Source organism: Acetobacter nitrogenifigens DSM 23921 = NBRC 105050 (assembly GCF_000429165.1).
Taxonomy (GTDB): Bacteria; Pseudomonadota; Alphaproteobacteria; order Acetobacterales; family Acetobacteraceae; genus Acetobacter; species Acetobacter nitrogenifigens.
Map to the genome: position 1 here is coordinate 1 of NZ_AUBI01000014.1, position 18,192 is coordinate 18,192.

Genomic DNA, 18,192 nt, shown 5'->3' on the forward strand with positions numbered 1-18,192 from the left:
CCCCCCCCCCCCCATCAGCGCTCGACGAACAAGGGACGTCGGCGAAAAAGCACAGCCCGCACAAGGCCTATCTGCTCGGACGGGCAGCAAAGATATGCGCCCGGCGTGTCGCTCAGCGGCCAGTTAACCAGACCGATATCCGCGTAAATCGGCAGAAAAGACGTACCAGTTCGCCAGAAGACCGGCTGCAGCCCGTCCTGAAGAGCCAGATCGCGCAAACGCCAGATCACGGAAGCACAGTCCGCGTCGTCTCCCGCCGGATCTCCGAGCGCGACGACGAACCCGCCCTTCCGACGAAATGGAATGGCTGCAGCCCCGGCCTCCCCCTTGATCAAGCCATCCGGCGCAGGTCCTGGTATTGTGTCCAACGCATGAGACAACCCCCGGTACCAGTTCTCCGCGTCGTCGGTCCAGGGCTGTTCCGCGACCTTACCCGGCCTCGCAAGACGGGCGATGATGACCAGCCCCAGCAACGTCGCCAGCAAGACGATCCACCGCGCGTCATTCGCCTCCGGCACAAAGACAATCATGTCCCACCAGTTGCCGATCTGATGGCTTGTCGCGACCACGAACGCGCACCCTATCAACAGCAGCAACGACAACAATGTGGAGAATGACAACGGTTCGCTCAACAACCGCGCGCGGCGATAATAGCACTTACGGAAGGGCGCAATCAGAAACGCCGACATCGCAAGCATTGCAGGAGCAAGAAGCGAATTGCCACGCATGAAGGTAATGACGGCGGACAGGACAAGCAGCGACAGCGTCGCACCCCACGACAGGGTCACCCGCTGCGAAAGACCAATGGCGAGCGCGATCAGCATGGCGCCGATCAAAGACAGCATATAACCGCTGATCGCCCCGGCAGCCGCGAAAACGACATGCCCCCCGGGCGTGGATATGATCGGATTGATAATCGGCAGAAGCAACAGCAGTATCCCGCACAGCGAGACCGTGCCCGTTGCGACGCCCACGGAAAAGTCCGCCTCGCTCTCGCGCACCACGATGCTGCGTCGGGCCGGACGCGGCGTAGCGCCAGCCTTTCGCGCTTGCGCCTTACGGGCCAGAGCAGCGTCGCCGCGCAGGAACAGTTCATGACCGGCGAACATCCCCCCGGCGATGAACAGCGGGATGATGTAATAGAACAGGCGGAACACAAGAATTGCGCCGAGAATCTGCGGGGCTGGAATATACGGCCCCAGAGCGAGCAGCATCGCCCCGTCGAAGACCCCCAGTCCGCCCGGAACACTGGCGACAAGACCCGCCGTATAGGACGCGATGTAGATCGCCAGAAAAGCGCCGTAACCGAGTGGCGCGCCAGCCGGCAGCAGCACATAGGCGATCGCCGCTGTGGCAGCCATATCGGTGGCGGAGACGATGGTTTGCGCGACCGCCATTGGCGCCGTCGGCAACTCTATGACCTTGCCTCGCACGCTGACCTTGCGCCACATCAACGTCGCAGCCACGTAGGCCAGCACCACCGCCCACAGCAGGCCGCCAACCACGCGCATCAGCAGCAGCGGCGAGTGAGCGCCCACGAACGGAATCGCCCGGGGCTCCAGCATAAACACGCTTCCTGCCAAGGCGGCTGCCCCGAGCAAATACGTCGCGGAACAGAAGGCGATGATCTGGGCGATCGCAAGCGGCGGCAGGCCCCAGTTACGATACAGCCTGAAACGGACCGCCGCCCCGGAGACCGCCGAGAAACCGAGATTGTGCGACAGGACGTAAGAACAGAAAGCCGCGAACGCGGTGCGCAGGAAGGATATCTTGCGATGCCCCACCTGTATCACCGCCAGCCGGTCGTAAAACGAGAGAATAAAGTAGGACAGAACGGTGCAACCGACCCCGGCCAGAAGCGCTTCGTTGGGAATGCCACGAAGCGCTGCGCGAATATCGGCCATGCTCAACGTCCGGACTTCCCGCCGGACGACAAAAATGGCGCCGATCATCAAAAGAAGTCCGACAAGATGCGGCGCGTGATGCAGCCACGCACGCCAGCGAGACGGCGGCGCGCAGGGGCGTGGCTGTTCGGACTCCACGCTCACGCCATCCGCCTCCCTTCTATCTGCGGAGTTTTCGTCTCGCTCCGCGCGATATCGCTCCTGCAACGCTCCTCGTCCCTCAGGCCTCCCCGCCTCTGATCAGGGCGGCGTCAATCAGGGCGATTGTATTACGCACGCCATACAACGCGATGAATCCCCCGAAGCGCGGTCCCTCGGACTGACCCAGAAGCACCTCGTAAAGACAGCCGAACCAGGAACGCAGCGGCTCGAACCCGTGCCGCTTGCCGATCTCGAAAACCAGCTCCTGCAGCGTCTCGGCCGTCGCGCCTTCAGCTTCGTAGATCGCCAGGGCCTGCGAAAGATCGGCCAGCGCAGTGCGCTCACGCTCATCCGGCAGGCGATAGACTTTCGCCGGGCGCACAAAATCCGCGTAGAAGACGATCGCGCGTTCGACCAGGGTCGCGAGCGTGGGATGCGTCTGCGGCGACACGGATGCGTCATATCGCGCGAGAAAGCCCCACAGCACTTCCGGCGTCTCGGCGTTCGCGACGCTGGCCAGGTTCAGCAACATGCCGAATGAGACCGGACTTCCTGCATGAGCCGGCACGTGCCCGTTGTGAATGAACCACGCCGGATTAACGCACAGGGTCGTCGCGGCCGCCTGCTCCGCCTCGTCAGCGGCGCCGTCCAGCCGCGACTGCAGCGCCGCCGCCTTCTCGACATGCGACAGGTATTCGTCGGTCGCCTTTGGGATCACGTCGAAGAACAGGCGCTTGGCGCGCTGCGGTTGATTGAACATGTACTGGCCGAGGCTCTCCGGCGGCGCGTAGCGCAGCCACTCCTCTACCGACAGGCCGTTGCCTTTCGACTTCGATATCTTCTGCCCGTGCTCGTCGAGGAACAGCTCGTACGTAAGATTGACCGGCGGCGGCGCGCCAAGAATGCGGCAGATCCGTCCGGACAGCCGAACGCTGTCGATCAGATCCTTGCCCGACATTTCGTAATCGACACCCAGCGCGTACCAGCGCATCGCCCAGTCCGCTTTCCACTGCATCTTGGCTGCGCCGCCGGTGACGAGCGTCTCGAACCGTTCGCCGTTATCGTCCGTCCAGCTCACCGTCCCTGCGTCCGGATCGACGGCGTCCATGCGAACCTGCATAACCTGCCCGGTTTTCGGGTGGATCGGCAGCACGGGCGAATATGTCGCGCGGCGCTCCGGTCCAAGCGTCGGCAGGATCACCGCGACGATCTCGTCATGCGTCTCAAGCACTCGGCGAAGCGCCGCGTCAAAACGGCCCGACGTGTAGTAATCTGTGGCCGAAGCGAATTCGTATTCGAAGCCGAAGCTGTCGAGGAAGGAGCACAGCCGCGCATTATTGTGCGCCGCGAAGGACGAATGCGTGCCGAACGGGTCGGGAACGCGGGTCAGCGGCTGCCCGAGATGGGCGGACAGCATCTCCTTGTTCGGAACGTTGTCCGGCACCTTCCTGAGCCCGTCCATGTCATCCGAGAAGGCGAGCAAGCGGGTCGGACGGCCCGTCATCGCCGTAAACGCCTGACGGACCCAACTTGTGCGCGCGACCTCTCCGAAGGTGCCGATATGCGGCAGCCCGGACGGACCGTACCCGGTCTCCAGCAGGGCTGGCCGCTCCGCCGGTTTCGACGCCACATGCTCGGCAAGCTTGCGGGCTTCCTCGAACGGCCAGGCTTTCGGCTGGAAGCCGAGCTGCGTCCGAAACAGGCGGGAGACGGGGGAGGTGGAAAGGTCAGACATGGGGGCGGAAGCTATGAACTGGCCGCCGCCGGGTCAATCCAAATCAAATATGGGGTAAGTTCGACTGGCGGTTAACCGCGGATTCGTCCTACGTCATGGTTCCGTCTTAGACCCGACAAAACGCCGCAATGTCGCGAAATTAACCATCTTCTCATCTGACGAGGTGGATAACGGCCTAGCTTCGACCCAAGAGCGAGGCCGACAATACGTCAACCAGAAAACCTGCCCGGCCTCATCCGCCTCCGTGCACCGCACATGACGAGCCCGGTCGCGAATCGTCGTATCCGGCTCAGCATGAGCATATGGCGGAACAAACCGACCGAGGCGTCAGTTCACGGCGGAACCGTCGCGCTTTTCATTGCGTCGAAGGCTGGGCGGCAGAGCAAGCGTGGTCTAGTCTTCCCGCCGACGACTATAATAGAGCAGCCCTGTCCATGCGCCTTTCCGGCCCCGTATCGCCTTCGTCATTCCTGTCCGCCCTCTCCCGTGTCGGCGTCCTCGCCGCAACGACGGCGCTCCTCCTTCCCGTCTCGCCACACGACGCGCTAGCGGCGCCTGAGCCGGCTACGCTCCCCGCGACGGCCGCAGCCGCCATGCCTATGCGCGGGGCGCCGGACAGTTTCGCCGACCTTGCGGCGCGGCTTCTGCCTGCGGTGGTGAACGTTTCGACCACACAGACGGTCAAGGGCGACTCAGACGACGAGGACGAAGGAGGCGGTGACGATCAGGGGCCGCAAATCCCCAGCTTCCCGCAGGGCTCCCCGTTCGAGAAGTTCTTCCACGACTTCATGAACAGGCAGAACGCGCCAAACTCGCCGCCGCGCAAGATGCAGGCGCTGGGCTCCGGCTTCATCATCGATCCCGCCGGATACGTAGTCACGAACAACCACGTGATCCGTCACGCGGACCGCATCACCGTCACGCTTCAGGACAACACTGTGCTGCCCGCGAAGCTGATTGGCCACGACGATCGCTCCGATCTCGCCGTCCTGAAAGTCGAGAGCAGCCACCCGCTGCCGTTCGTCACCTTCGGCGACAGCGACGCCGACCGCGTCGGCGACTGGGTTCTCGCCATCGGCAATCCATTCGGGCTGTCCGGAACGGTGACGGCAGGCATCATCTCCTCGCGCGGCCGCAATATCGAACAAGGTCCTTACGACGACTTCATCCAGACCGACGCCCCGATCAACAAGGGCAACTCAGGCGGCCCGCTGTTCGATATGCGCGGCGCCGTCATTGGCGTGAACACCGCCATCTATTCGCCGTCAGGCGGCTCGGTCGGCATCGGTTTTTCGATCCCGTCCAACGAGGCGCGCGGCATTATCGAGCAACTCCGCAAGACGGGGAAAGTATCGCGCGGCTGGATCGGCGTCCGTATTCAGGACGTTAGTCAGGATATCGCCGATGGCCTTGGCCTAAAATCAGCCAAGGGCGCCCTGGTCGCGGGCGTGGAGCCCAACGGCCCGGCGGCGAAGGCGAAATTGCAGACCGGCGACGTCATTCAGGGCCTGAACGACAAGCCGATCGAGGGGAAGGCTCTGCCCCGCCTGATCGCCGACCTGCCCGTGGGGTCGCAGGCGCATCTCAAGGTTTGGCGCAAAGGCGCCGCCGTTGATGTGCCCGTGACAATCGGATCCCTCCCGGAGCCCAAGGCCGAAGAGACGCCCGACAAGAAACCTGACGCGACGAAAGTGGAAAAATCCGTCAGCCTGTCGATGTTCGGCTTTAGCGTCGGCTCGATCACTGACGACGCACGTCATAAATACGACCTTCCCGCCGACCAGAAAGGCGTCGTCGTCACCGACGTAACCGACGGCGGACTGGCTTCCGACCGCGGTGTTAAAGCAGGCGACGTCATCACCGAAGTCCAGCAGCGTACGGTCACCAGCCCCGCCGACCTCCGCAAAGGCATAGACGCCGCGCAAAAGGAGAAACGTAAATCGGTTCTGATGCTTGTGCGCGATCAGGACGGTTTGCGCTGGATACCGTTCCCTCTGGACGGCGACGGCCACTAAATAACGCATGATCGGGTAAACTGCGCCCGGTCAGGCTAACGCCTGAATAGCATCATAATTCACGGCGGGGGTGGGCAGAACGAAAACAAACGCTCCGCCCACCCCCGCCGCCATCGAGAGTTTCATGTTGAGATCAGGAAAGATGGATTGGATCGGCGGAAAGGTCCAACGCCAGACAATCCGTCTGCTGACCGCCGTCGGCCTCTCCGAAGCCATCGCCTACGGCTTACACCTGTACGATCCCGGCTGGGCCGTCATCACCGCCGCAGTCGTGACGCAGACCACGATCAGCGCCACCTACACAAACGGACGGAGCCAGCTTCTTGGCGCGTTCATAGGCGGAACGGCGGGAATTCTCGCTCTGTGCGCCAAATTCGCAGGCGTTCCCGCCCATCTGGCCTACTGGGGAGCATTGATCCCGCTCGCCGCACTGGCCTCCTGGCGACCGCAGACGCGCCTTGGGCCTGTCACGCTGACAATCGTGATGCTGTTCCCATCGGCCAGTTCGCCCTTTGGCGTACCTTTCGAACGGGTGCTCTGCGTACTGACCGGCGTCATCGTCTCCATGATCGTCTCGTTCGCCGTGTTGCGCGAACAGCCCCGACGCGACGCATTTCGGGAAGCCGGGATCATGATCCGGGGGCTCCGTGACATCCTCGCCAAAGCGTCCCACGACGCGATCGGGTGGAAAGAAATCCGCGCTCTGGGCGACGCTTGCACGACGTCCCTCCGGAACGTTATCGCCAACGTCGACGAAGCGCGCCGGGAACACTGGCGTCCGCTGGAAAGCCGCGATCCAATGCTGGCTGCGCTCCCGTCCACATTGCGGCAGTTGCAAACAGACGCCATGGTGGTCGCGCGCGTCGCGCTGGCGCGCCCGGTGCACGAGATCGCCAACGTAGAGCAATTCGAACGCGGCATGACCGCTGCTTTGGACTGGATCGCAGACCGCTGTGACGTGGAGGCTGGCGACAAGCCGCGCAAAACCGTCGATGCTGGCGCGGCGCTGGCCGGGCTTCCCGACGAAGCGGCCATCGACGATCAGGTCTGGCGTTTCGTACTACGCGTGCTGCGCGTCGACCTGGGCGACTTCGCCTGCTTTCTCACCGGGACGGGGCGTCATGCGAAAAGCGCGAGCGCATGCCCGATCAGTGACCAAGGATAAGATGCCAATGAGCGAAAAAGACGCCTCGCCCCCGCGCATAAGGCTGACGCTCCGGATCGACGTGGACGGTCGCGCTGCTCTCGGTCATGGCAAGATCCGGCTACTTGAAGAAATAGCCGCGACTGGCTCGATCTCGGCAGCCGGTCGGGCGATGGGCATGTCCTATCGGCGCGCGTGGCTTCTGATCGACTCGCTCAACGCCCAGTTCGCCTATCCTCTGGTCGAGACAAAGCCCGGCGGCGGCGGCGGCGCCCGGCTTTCCGCAGCGGGCCAGCAGGTGATCCGGTGCTATCGCGAGGCCGAGCAGCGCGCCTGCGACGGCGCGCACGAAAGCCTGCGCGCGGTTGAGAGCTTGCTGCGCCGCCCTTAAAAAGCCACAGCCTTGTGAGAAACGCGGCCGCCCCTTTCGCGCTGTTCCTGTATCGTCGCGGCGGGCCGATTTTGGGAGACCCCGTAGCGTGTCATCTTCTGTTTTACGCCGCGACCTGTTCCGTGCAGGCGGCGGCGCGGTTATCGCCTCCCTCGCCGCCGAACTGTTCGGCGTTTCGAGCGCCGCCGCCGCTCCCGCAGGCGCGACCCCCTTCGACAGCAACAGCACGGTCGTCGGACTTGCCCGTAAAATCGCAGGAAGCGCCTATCAGGCGCCAAGCCAGAGTCTGCCGAAAGCGATCGATTCCCTGAATTTCGATCAGTTCCGGTCAATCGATTACAAAGCCGATCAGGCGCTCTGGCACGGTCAGAATCTGGCCTTCGACGTCGAGTTCTTCCCGCGCGGCTTCCTCTACCGCCCGCGTATCGAAATTTTCGAGGTCGTCGACGGCAAGGCCGCGCCGGTCCCGTACAACCCCGATCTGTTCTCCTACGGAGACCCTTCGCTGCGCGTGACGGACGATATCGGGTTCGCGGGCCTGCGCCTGCGCACCGCCATCAACACGCCCGGCGTGATGGAAGAGTTCTGCGTGTTCCTCGGCGCGTCCTATTTCCGCGCGGTCGCCAAGGGACAGAACTATGGCCTGTCCGCGCGCGGCTTCGCTGACGGCACGGGCGACCCGAAGGGCGAGGAGTTCGCCCTGTTCCGCGCATTCTGGCTGGAGAAGCCGCAACCCGGCGTCGATTCCGTCGTCGTGCACGCGCTGCTGGACAGCCCGTCCGTCGCGGGGGCCTTCCGCTTCACAATCCGCCCCGGCGACACGACGGTGTTCGACGTGCAGTCGACCATCTTCCCGCGCACCGAGATCGCGGAATCCGGCATCGCGCCGCTGACTGGCATGTTTTATTTCGACGCCAACGACCGCAACCACGTCGACGACTGGCGCCCCGCCGCTCATGACAGCGAGGCGCTGCAGATCTGGACCGGTTCTGATCAGCAGCTTTTCCGCCCCCTGCGCAATCCGCTGGATCTGCAGTTCTCGGCCTTCGCTGACTCATCTCCGCGCGGGTTCGGTCTGATGCAGCGCCGCCGTTCATTCCACGATTTCGAGGATCTTGCGCTCAATTACGAAAAGCGCCCGTCGCTATGGATCGAACCGATCGGCGACTGGGGGGCTGGCGCGGTCGATCTCGTCGAAATCCCGACGCCCAACGAAGTCAACGACAACATCGTCTCCTTCTGGCGTCCCAAGGACTCCCTGAAGGCCGGACATGAATACGGCTACACCTACCGCATGTACTGGGGTTGGGACGCGCCGGGCGCGACGCAACTCGCGCGCGTCGGCGCCACACGGGTCGGCGCTGTCACCGACGACAAGCACGCTCGCTTCTTCGCCATCGACTTCACGGGCGGCGCAGTCGAGAACGCCCCGCCGGACGCGAAATTCCACCTCATCCCGCAAACCTCGGCGGGCGCGATCCGTAACGTGGTGGTGGAGCCGAACCCCAACATCAAGGGCTGGCGCACCACGTTCGAATTCGCGCCGGGCGACGCCAAACTGGTGGAACTGACCGCCGTTCTGGCCAACGAGCAAGGCCCTGTTTCTGAACGATGGATGTACCGTTGGACGCCCTGAACGCCACAGACCACGCCGGATCGACCGACGCCGCAACAACGTTTCGCGCCCTTCCGCCCGAAGCGCCGCTACGGATGCCGGTCCAGAACCTGCGCGCAGCGCCGGACCGTCATGGCCGCCCGACATTCTCACGCACCGAACCGGGCATGATCCGGCTTCGTCGCACGCTTGTGATCGGCTCGGCGCTCGCGCTGACCGCTTACGGCGCGTGGCAGATGCATCTCGTGCTGGACGCGAACGGCGTGTCGATCCTCGGCGTCGTCATGCTGATCCTGTTCATCGCGCTGTTTCTGTGGATCGCGCTGGCGCTTACGTCGGCTATCGCCGGTTTCGTGTCCCTGCTGACGCGTGGCGGGCTGGGCCTCGGCATCGACGGAGCCGGTCCGCTGCCGACGTTACGCACGCGCGTGGCGCTGTTGATGCCGACGTATAACGAGAGCCCGCACCGCGTTATGGCCGGACTGCGCGCCATTCACGCCAGCCTGCGGGAGACCGGGCGCGCGGACGATTTCGATATTTTCATCCTTTCCGACACCACAAACCCTGACGTGTGGGTCGAAGAGGAAGCCGCCTTCCTCGCCCTGCGCGAAGAAACCGGCGATTCATCGCGTATCTTCTACCGCCGCCGCCCCAAGAACACGGAACGCAAGGCGGGCAATGTCGGGGAATGGGTGCAACGCTTCGGCGCGGCCTATCCTCTGATGGTCACACTGGACGCCGACTCGGTGATGGACGGCGAAACTCTTGTCCGTATCGCCGCAGCCATGGAAGGAAATCCGGAAGTGGGTCTGATCCAGACCCTTCCGGTCATCGCGGGCGGAACCACCCTGTTCGCGCGCATGCAGCAGTTCGCAGGGCGCGTGTATGGCCCGTTGATCGCGCATGGAATCGCGTGGTGGCACGGAGCCGCCAGCAACTACTGGGGCCATAACGCAATCATCCGCACAGCCGCCTTTGCGGAGCAGGCGGGGCTGCCGCATCTGCCGGGCCGCAAGCCGTTCGGCGGCCATATCCTCAGCCACGATTTCGTCGAGGCCGCGCTGATGCGACGCGGCGGATGGGCGATCCACATGGTCCCGGCGCTGCTGGGCTCGTACGAGGAAAGCCCGCCCTCGCTGACCGACGTCGCCATTCGCGACCGTCGCTGGTGTCAAGGCAACCTGCAACATTACAAGGTGCTGCCGACGCGGGGCCTGCACTGGCTGAGCCGCCTGCACATGGCGATGGGCATCGGCTCCTACGTCACTTCTCCGCTGTGGCTGATCTTTCTGCTGGTCGGCATCCTGATCTCGTTGCAGGCCCGCTTCGACAAACCTGAGTATTTCGGCGACACCAAGACGCTCTATCCGCACTGGCCCCAGGTTGACCCGGTACAGGCGAAATTCGTGTTCATCGGCACGATGGGCGTGTTGCTGGCGCCCAAACTGCTCGCCTTCGCGGCGCTGCTGTTCGACCGTCGGACGATGTCGGGGTGCGGCGGCGCGATCCGTGTAGCCGCGTCGATCGTCATCGAGACGCTTATCGGCGGCCTGATCGCGCCGATCGCCATGCTGATCCAGACGTCCGGCGTGATCTCCATCCTGAGCGGTCAGGACTCCGGCTGGAACGCGCAGCGTCGCGACGACGGCGGCGTTCCGTTCGGCGAGATCGTGCGTGGTTACTGGCGCTTCACCGCCTTCGGGCTAATCCTTGGGACATGTGCGTGGATCGTCTCGCCAGCCCTGTTCCTCTGGATGTCGCCCGTGCTGCTTGGGCTGGCTTTGGCGATTCCCCTCGCCGCCTGGACCGCCAGCCGCAACGCCGGACTGGCGATGAAACGCGCAGGACTGTTGCTGGTGCCCGAAGAAACATCGCCCCCCGATGTTCTCAAGAAGGCCGCCGCCGCGATGGCCGCGCCGAAACCCGACGGTCCACACGAAGCGATTGCCGCGCTACGGGCGGACCCGGTCCTGCTGGCGGCGCATCGGGCGATGCTGCCGTCGCCCCGTCGTCCGGGCGACGCCATTGATGCAGAGCGGCTTGTCGGCGTGCTTAAACTGACGGAAGCGGGCACGGTTGCGGAAGCGCAACGCGTTCTGACGCCTCGCGAAAAAGCGGCCGCGCTATGCGACGCCACCGGCGTGGAGCGTGCGGTGTCATTGCCGGATTAGGGCGTCATCCGATCAGCCGGAAACGACTGGTCGGGTATGCACTGCTTCTTCGAAACGCCGAGTCAGAACATTGCCACCAGACCGTCATCCGATCGGACGAACTCATCGGGCCGGATAAAGGATCTCTCAAAACAATGCCCTAAACCCATATTCGCGAACCAGTATGTTACGGGTATGGCTCCAGATGACGCTTCAGCGAAAACATTCCATTGGCTGATTTTGTCAGACGTCCCACTACTCAAACAGCGACATCCATCAAGGCATTCGGTCCCGGACCTTTCCCGCGAAGCCACGCGAGCAAACAAAGTTCTTTCGGCTCGCTCTTATGGTGGCCCTACCCGACGACGCGGTCCAACAGCCGCGTGGAAAATCAGTTCGGGACGCTGCCCAGCATCTCGCACGCGTGCGCCAGCTTGTTGGACGGATTATGTTTGCTGCACATACGACGGGCGTCTGGTCCACACATTTCTATAGCGTTCTCAAAGTCCGATTCGAGAACATCCTGAGCCACGGCGATATCCTGATCGTGACTCCGCTCCTGCTCCGCCGACAGCTTGTCCTGAGTCTCGTGCAGTTCTTTGAGCGCGTCGAGACAAGCCTGGCTCGCTTCATCGGGGTCGCTTTGCAGGACCGCGACCTCTTTCTGCAACTGAGCGTTTGGAACGCTGCCAGCGCCCGGCGGCTCAGCAAATGCGGCGTGTGTCGAAAGAGCGGCGGCTGTCAGGCCCAGCCAGATTCGGCGGAATGTCACGAAGAAAACCTTTCGCGGGTCGAATATGCGGTCGCCCGCTGGCACGGCCCGATCCTAACCGAGCTGCCGCGAAAGGGTAAAGTCGCACTGTAAACATATCATAACGTAACCGGGCGCCCTGAGCCTTGTTGGCCGCCACATTCTTTCTCCGACTGGCGTTGTGCAAAGCAGTCGACTATTCAGAACGCGGACGAGAGGGGGATCTCTCGTCATCCCTCTGTCAGATACAACTCGCGAGAACACGCATGCCCACAGCCCTGATCACAGGAATTACCGGCCAGGACGGCGCCTATCTCAGCCAGCTGCTTTTGTCCAAAGGCTACCGCGTGGTCGGACTGGTTCGTCGCTCCGCGTCGGCTGACGTGATCGGTGCGCGCCTGCACTGGCTGAACGTCGCCGACCGGGTCGAACTGGTGGACGGCAACCTGACCGACCTTTCCAGCCTTATCCGCATCATGGAAACGGTGAAGCCTGACGAGGTCTACAACCTCGCAGCACAGAGCTTTGTCGCCGCGTCGTGGCAGCAGCCCCTGCTGACTGGCAACGTGACGGGCCTTGGCGCAGCCAACGTTCTGGAGGCCGCTCGCATCGTCAATCCGGCCGTACGTTTCTATCAGGCGTCTTCTTCGGAGATGTTCGGGCTGATCCAGGAGAAGATCCAGAGCGAGAAGACCCCGTTCTACCCGCGCTCGCCCTACGCCGTGGCCAAGCTCTACGCGCACTGGATGACGGTGAACTACCGCGAGAGCTTCGGCATGCACGCCTCTTCAGGCATCCTGTTCAACCACGAGAGCCCGCTGCGCGGTATCGAATTCGTCACCCGCAAGGTCACCGACGGCGTCGCGCGGATCAAGCTCGGCCTTGCGAACGAACTCGCACTGGGCAACCTCGACGCCACGCGCGACTGGGGCCACGCCCGCGACTACGTCGAAGCCATGTGGCTGATGCTCCAGCAGGACAAGCCGGATGATTATGTGGTCGCCACCGGCCGCACAACGAGCATCCGCGACCTTTGCCGCATCGCGTTCAGCCATGTCGGGCTGGATTACGAAGCGCATGTTCGCGTCGATCCCGCCTTCTTCCGCCCGGCGGAAGTCGAAGTGCTGCTCGGCGACGCATCCAAGGCGAAGAAGGCCCTTGGGTGGGAAGCCAAGACGTCGCTTGAAGACATGGTCAGCGAAATGGTCGACGCCGATCTGGTCCGTCACCGCGCCAAGGCAGGTCTCTGACGCGGGAGGCCGCGATGCGGGTTCTGATCACCGGAGCGCGCGGCTTCGTCGGAAAGCATCTCCTGTCCGTGCTCGCGAAAGAGCGCCCGGACTGCACGGTGCTGACCCCTTCATTCGATGTGACGGACAGGCAGGCTGTATTCGGCGCAATCGAGGCGGCTCAGCCCCAGATATGCTTCCACCTGGCCGCCGTCTCCAGCATTGGGCAGGCCCGCAGCGAGCCGGATCTGGCGTGGCGGGTCAATCTGGGCGGCGTTCTCAACGTCGCGGATGCGCTGAAGAGCGCCGCGCCAGAGGCCCTGCTGGTCTTCACCTCGACCTCCGAGGCCTATGGCGACAGTTTTCGGGGCGGCGCGCCGCTCGATGAAACAGCCGCCCTGGCACCCGGAAATACGTATTCGGCCACGAAATCGGCCGCCGATCTTGCTCTTGGCGCGCTCGCCAACGATGGCTTGCGCGTCGTGCGGATGCGCCCGTTCAATCACACGGGCGCCGGTCAGACCGACAGCTTTGTCGTGCCCGCTTTCGCACGCCAGATCGCCCGCATCGAAGCAGGCCGGCAGGAACCGGTGATCTCGGTCGGCAACCTGTCCGCCGAACGCGATTTCCTCGACGTTCGCGACATATGTGCGGCCTATGCTTCCTGCCTCACGCACGGCGCAACGTTGCCGAAAGGCGCGATCCTGAACCTCTGCTCTGGCCAGACGCGTTCGATCCGCAGCATTCTCGACGACCTGCTCCGCCTCTCCGGCGTCGCCGCGAAAGTCGAGATCGCCGCCGACAAGCTCCGGCCGGTCGATCTGCCTCGTGCGGCAGGCTCATCGGCTCGTGCGGCGGAACTGCTGGGATGGCGCCCCCGGATCGCGTGGGATGACACCCTGCGCGCGGTGCTCGACGATTGGCGGCGACGCGTCCAGGACGACGCATGACCGTGCAAGGGCAACCGCAAGTCGATCCGACTTCAGCGGCAATTTCCAGCGTGGCTTCGCAACCGACCTTCTGGATCGACGTCGAGGACTTCTTCGAATATGCGCGCGCCAACGGACGTCCCAGCGGCATCCAGCGCGTCGCATTCGAAATCTGCCTGGCCCTGCAAAGCGATCCTGCGCTTGCTGGACGGGTGCGCTTTGTGCGTCACGCCGTCTCGGGCGGCGATTTCAGTCCCGTGCAATGGGAAGAGATTTACACGCTCTACCGCCGCATGACCGCCGAGACGGGCCCCGCCGGCGTTCTTGAAAGAGACGGAGCGGGTGAAGCGGCGCCGTCGCGTCTTCGCCGTCTCGCGCTGAAACTCCCGACGCAATTGCGCGTGCCGCTGGGACAGACGATCAGCCATTCGGTAGCCGCTGCGAAAAGTGGCGGCGCCCTGCTTCGCGCGGCAAAAGGCGCCGCCGCGCGCGCCCTCGACGAACAGCGGGCCGTTAAAGGCGACGGTGACGCGTCCCCCGCAGTGTTCTCGCCCGCACAGGGCGACGTCCTGCTCGTCCTCGGCGCTGCATGGTCGCACGCTGATTATGCATCCCTGCTGCGGCGGCGGCGCGACCAGCACGGCATGCGTATCGGGTTGCTGATCTACGACCTGATCCCTCTTCTCTGGCCCGAATGGTGTCGCCCCGGGCTCAGCCGCGTCTTCCGCCGCTGGCATGACGCTGTGCTGCCTGAATGTGACGCAGTTTTCGCGATATCAAACGCGACACGCAATGACATCATATCCTACGCCTCCAGCGCATCGCTGAATCTGCGCGCGCCTGTCACCGTCATCCCCATGGGCAGCGGCTTCACCGCCTCATCCAGGGAAGACGGTGAAGCCGTCGCAATGGCCGAAAGTCTGGGGCGTTACGTTCTTTGCGTCGGCACGATCGAAGCGCGCAAGAACCATGCCCTGCTGTTTCGCGTCTGGCGAAAATTGCTGAAGAGCCACGCACCTGAGACCGTACCGAAACTGGTCTTCGCCGGATCTCCCGGCTGGCTGGTGGACGATCTCATGCAGCAGATCCGAAACAGCGATTACCTAAATGGGCATCTGGTCATTGTGCGTGGGCCGTCGGACGCGCAGATCGACGCGCTGTACAAAAGGTCGCTGTTCACGGTGTTTCCATCTTTTTATGAAGGCTGGGGCCTGCCGGTGACGGAGAGTCTCGCTCATGGACGCCCCTGCCTGATCTCGAACCGGGCGTCGTTGCCAGAAGCCGGAGGCGGGCTGGTCGACAGTTTCGATCCGGATAACGTGTCCGAAGCATTTCAGGTCATTGAGCGAATGATTTTCGAGCCGGAGATGCTCGCACAGGCGGAAGCCGTAGTGACGAGGTTCAAGCCTGTTTTGTGGAATGACGCAGCGCAGCGGATAGTGACGGCTTTCGCGTAACAGCTTACTATATCTTTCTGCCTGTTTATTCTTATTAACAATACATGGACCAGTTGACGGTTGGGTCCCAAACACCACCGTCAAATATTTCCAAAGTCATCCTCATACAGCAAGCGCCTTACAATTTGCGCAATACGTCCGTCCCGCGAGCGAAGTCGGGAAAACGATCCGATACAAACGCCAAGCCCAAGGATTATGATGCCGACCTGCTTTCAGCAGGCGCCATCACGATCTCGGTTGGAGCCCTGTGCAAAGCTGGAGACCCTCCACCATCCAGCCCGTCAAAGGTCATCCAATGGCCACATCTACATGTTCTATGGAAAAATACAGAATTCGAATTTTAGGCAATACCGCTGCGTCTATCCAGATTCATAATACGGCACCCCAAAACGGAATCAGGTGACTTACAGGTATATTTGAGTTTTTATGGAAAAATATCATCTCGTTTTTCTTATAATTTTTAGTTTTTCTGCCTACTTTTTGCTCTAAATCCGGCCTATAATCGGACAGTCGCCGATTTTTATCAATGGTATATCAAGATTAATGACGATACGCGGCAACAGACCGCTCGCCTTCCTTTTGCAGAAGGCGTCACAGACAAACACATCACGCAGAGCGTGACCACGTCCAGAACCAGCCCGAAAACTGCCAGGAGGCAAATAATCATCGGCTCCGCCGCCGCCCTCTGAGCTTACCCTTAGCGCACCCAGCTACTGGTTTCCGATAGATTTCAGAAGTTACGAAGAAAACTTCACGCCCATGTTTTTCGTGCCACCGTCCTAAGTCATCCCCAAGTCCGGTTACATTGCTATCGGGCCATTACGAGCCGCAGATACTGTCCTTCCGAAGAGACCTTGCCAAAAAATCGTCCTCTAAGTCACCCTGCCTACCCGGCGCTGCGGCCCGGCAGGTCAGATTTCACTTCTGCGACGCCAATACGCTATGATACGCCATGCCTGACGCAAGCCCCATCGCCTCCGCCCTCACCAATCAACGCCGCGTATCCGTAGAACTCATCCCTCGGGATGAAGCCAGCCTGCGCAACGACGCAGATGAGGCTCTGGCCCTCGCGCCGCAAGCCGACACGATCAACATCCCGGACCTGATGCGTTTTGATCTTCGTAGCTGGAAGGCGGTCAGCCTCGTGCGCGACCGGGTCAGCGCCGCAATCCCGCATATACGGGCTATCGACGTCGATCCCGACAAACCGCTTCCGGGAACCGACGACCCCGCGATCCGGGAAGTGCTGGTCATTCGTGGCGACCCGCCAGCGGACCTCAACCGGCGCACGTTCCCGAACTCCAGCGAAAGCATTATCAGACGCTATCAGCGCGAAGCGCCTGAGATCGCGGTCTATGCGGCCTTCGATCCATACCGGCAGGCGCCGTATCAGGAACTCGACGCCGTTCAACGCAAACGCGACGCCGGAGCACGCGGGTTTTTCACGCAACCCATATTCGACATGCGTATGCTGGATCTTTGCAGAGAATGGCTGTCGGGCGAGACCGTATTCTGGGGCCTGTCTCCCGTTATCGGCCCCCGGTCCCGTTCTTATTGGGAAACCACGAACCGCGTAATCTTCCCGCGAAACTTCGAACCAACGCTCGACGCGAACATCGCGTTTGCCGACGCGGCCATTCGCGCCGTCCGAAGCGACGGCGGATCGGTTTATCTAATGCCGTTACGCGTGAAGCTGGCGAATTATCTTACGCCGTTGACAGCGGCTCTCTCATCCTGAACTGATTTGTCTGAGCGTCGGCGCATCGCCATCTCGCTGACGGCATTCAGAGAGATGGGATGGGATGGGACGCTTCACCCAACCCCGCGAAACCTGTAACCCTCTTCACTCTCTCAGAAGGACGCGCACGCAGGCGGCGGGACCGGACGCCGTCTGAAACTCGTCCTGCGGAAAAATAACTTTCCGATTGGATCTGCGAGCGCCACGGTTACGCGCATTGTCGGGGATCGACTTCCGCCCCGCTTCACGCACCGGACGAGGTCGCCGACGATGCAGAGGACGACGCGCTGGTCCCTGAAAACGACGATACTTTCGACATATCGACCTGGGACGCGCCCATATCGACATAAATCACGCCGTCGCCCGAAGTGACGCCCGTGACCTTGCCTGACACGGTAAACGGCACCGCCGTGGTGTTACCTGCAGAATCGCTGGTCTCGATCGCGATGTTGTAAGACCCGTCAGACAACTGATTCCCGCTGTTATCGACGCCGTCCCACGTCCATGTGTTGCTGCCAGCGGCGGAGGTCAGTTCTTCTGTCTTCACCAGCGTTCCGGCGCTGTTGGTAATCGCGATCGCAATCGGCTCCGCACTCGTCGTCGTGAAGGACACGTTCGCCGCGCCGCTTTGCAGCGGCAGTTCGCTCGTCGTCGCAATCGCGGTTTCCCCAACCAGTGAAAGGTTTGAGGACTCCTGACCGTCCTGCGTCAGATCGATCAGCGTCTGGAGATTCGTGTTCGTCTGCACCTGCTGTTCGACACCGGCGAACTGCGCCAGCTCCGACGTGAAACTGTCGCTGCTCATAGGGCTGGATGGATCCTGATTTTTCAATTGCGTCGTCAGCAAGGTCAGGAAAGTGCTATAATTGCTCGACAGGGACGCCAGCGCATTCGACGACGAACTGGCCGAGGAAGATGTCGTCGTCGACACCGAAGAATTTGTCGCCGCAGCCGACTGAGCCGCCGACATGGCTGCTGACAGAGCGGAAGTCG

The 18,192-nt window shown here is 62.4% G+C and carries 13 protein-coding genes; 9 read left to right on the plus strand and 4 right to left on the minus strand.

All coding sequences use genetic code 11. The features are described 5' to 3' along the window. Positions 1-14: 14 nt before the first annotated feature. Positions 15-2,048 (minus strand): lysylphosphatidylglycerol synthase domain-containing protein, encoded by a 2,034-nt coding sequence (locus tag G442_RS22465; RefSeq protein WP_035376704.1) that lies wholly within the window; start codon positions 2,046-2,048, stop codon positions 15-17. 76 nt (positions 2,049-2,124) lie between these two features. Further along, complete coding sequence (locus tag G442_RS0114325) at positions 2,125-3,780, minus strand: lysine--tRNA ligase (RefSeq protein ID WP_026398547.1); 1,656 nt, start codon at positions 3,778-3,780, stop codon at positions 2,125-2,127. A 434-nt stretch (positions 3,781-4,214) separates the two neighbouring features. Here G442_RS0114325 and G442_RS0114330 point away from each other — a divergent pair, with 434 nt between their 5' ends. From G442_RS0114330 to mdoH, 5 genes are all read left to right on the plus strand, one after another. Further along, positions 4,215-5,795, plus strand: a complete 1,581-nt coding sequence (locus tag G442_RS0114330) for a DegQ family serine endoprotease (RefSeq protein WP_026398548.1) — start codon at positions 4,215-4,217, stop codon at positions 5,793-5,795. Positions 5,796-5,919: 124 nt separating this feature from the next. Then, entirely contained in the window at positions 5,920-6,960 is a 1,041-nt protein-coding gene (locus tag G442_RS22470) for an FUSC family protein (RefSeq protein ID WP_084440622.1), read from the plus strand. Positions 6,961-6,967: 7 nt separating this feature from the next. Further along, positions 6,968-7,330, plus strand: a complete 363-nt coding sequence (locus G442_RS0114340) for a winged helix-turn-helix domain-containing protein (protein WP_026398549.1) — start codon at positions 6,968-6,970, stop codon at positions 7,328-7,330. A gap of 88 nt (positions 7,331-7,418) precedes the next feature. Beyond that, positions 7,419-8,966, plus strand: coding sequence for a glucan biosynthesis protein (locus G442_RS0114345; protein ID WP_026398550.1), 1,548 nt, complete (start codon positions 7,419-7,421; stop codon positions 8,964-8,966). Continuing rightward, the gene (gene mdoH / locus G442_RS0114350; RefSeq protein WP_035376694.1) at positions 8,942-11,116 is read left to right on the plus strand and encodes a glucans biosynthesis glucosyltransferase MdoH; all 2,175 of its coding nucleotides are present in this window, start codon (positions 8,942-8,944) and stop codon (positions 11,114-11,116) included. Before G442_RS0114345 ends, mdoH begins: the two co-directional genes overlap by 25 nt. 370 nt (positions 11,117-11,486) lie before the next feature. Here the strand turns inward: mdoH and G442_RS24495 are convergent, their stop codons facing one another. Beyond that, the gene (locus G442_RS24495; RefSeq protein ID WP_246789467.1) at positions 11,487-11,867 is read right to left on the minus strand and encodes a hypothetical protein; all 381 of its coding nucleotides are present in this window, start codon (positions 11,865-11,867) and stop codon (positions 11,487-11,489) included. A 245-nt stretch (positions 11,868-12,112) separates the two neighbouring features. On the opposite strand from G442_RS24495, the gene gmd reads away from it, so the two are divergent. From gmd to G442_RS0114375, 4 genes are all read left to right on the plus strand, one after another. Continuing rightward, a complete protein-coding gene (gene gmd, locus G442_RS0114360; protein WP_026398553.1) occupies positions 12,113-13,096 on the plus strand; it encodes a GDP-mannose 4,6-dehydratase in 984 nt (327 codons plus the stop codon). A 14-nt stretch (positions 13,097-13,110) separates the two neighbouring features. Continuing rightward, positions 13,111-14,025 carry a GDP-mannose 4,6-dehydratase gene (locus tag G442_RS0114365; protein ID WP_026398554.1) on the plus strand — a complete coding sequence of 305 codons (915 nt, stop codon included), beginning with the start codon at positions 13,111-13,113 and terminating at the stop codon, positions 14,023-14,025. Beyond that, a complete protein-coding gene (locus tag G442_RS0114370; RefSeq protein WP_084440623.1) occupies positions 14,022-15,461 on the plus strand; it encodes a glycosyltransferase family 4 protein in 1,440 nt (479 codons plus the stop codon). Before G442_RS0114365 ends, G442_RS0114370 begins: the two co-directional genes overlap by 4 nt. 952 nt (positions 15,462-16,413) lie before the next feature. Then, a complete protein-coding gene (locus tag G442_RS0114375; RefSeq protein ID WP_051292355.1) occupies positions 16,414-17,199 on the plus strand; it encodes a methylenetetrahydrofolate reductase in 786 nt (261 codons plus the stop codon). A gap of 244 nt (positions 17,200-17,443) precedes the next feature. Here the strand turns inward: G442_RS0114375 and G442_RS0114380 are convergent, their stop codons facing one another. Then, positions 17,444-18,085 (minus strand): flagellar hook assembly protein FlgD, encoded by a 642-nt coding sequence (locus G442_RS0114380; protein WP_456303709.1) that lies wholly within the window; start codon positions 18,083-18,085, stop codon positions 17,444-17,446. Positions 18,086-18,192: the final 107 nt, after the last annotated feature.

What these genes read in the sequence shown, in the direction of transcription:
- G442_RS0114325 (WP_026398547.1), bottom strand. Translation starts at nt 3,780, where the DNA reads ATGTCTGACCTTTCCACCTCCCCCGTCTCCCGCCTGTTTCGGACGCAG.
- G442_RS0114330 (WP_026398548.1), top strand. Translation starts at nt 4,215, where the DNA reads ATGCGCCTTTCCGGCCCCGTATCGCCTTCGTCATTCCTGTCCGCCCTC.
- G442_RS22470 (WP_084440622.1), top strand. Translation starts at nt 5,920, where the DNA reads ATGTTGAGATCAGGAAAGATGGATTGGATCGGCGGAAAGGTCCAACGC.
- G442_RS0114340 (WP_026398549.1), top strand. Translation starts at nt 6,968, where the DNA reads ATGAGCGAAAAAGACGCCTCGCCCCCGCGCATAAGGCTGACGCTCCGG.
- mdoH (WP_035376694.1), top strand. Translation starts at nt 8,942, where the DNA reads ATGGATGTACCGTTGGACGCCCTGAACGCCACAGACCACGCCGGATCG.
- gmd (WP_026398553.1), top strand. Translation starts at nt 12,113, where the DNA reads ATGCCCACAGCCCTGATCACAGGAATTACCGGCCAGGACGGCGCCTAT.
- G442_RS0114365 (WP_026398554.1), top strand. Translation starts at nt 13,111, where the DNA reads ATGCGGGTTCTGATCACCGGAGCGCGCGGCTTCGTCGGAAAGCATCTC.
- G442_RS0114370 (WP_084440623.1), top strand. Translation starts at nt 14,022, where the DNA reads ATGACCGTGCAAGGGCAACCGCAAGTCGATCCGACTTCAGCGGCAATT.
- G442_RS0114375 (WP_051292355.1), top strand. Translation starts at nt 16,414, where the DNA reads ATGCCTGACGCAAGCCCCATCGCCTCCGCCCTCACCAATCAACGCCGC.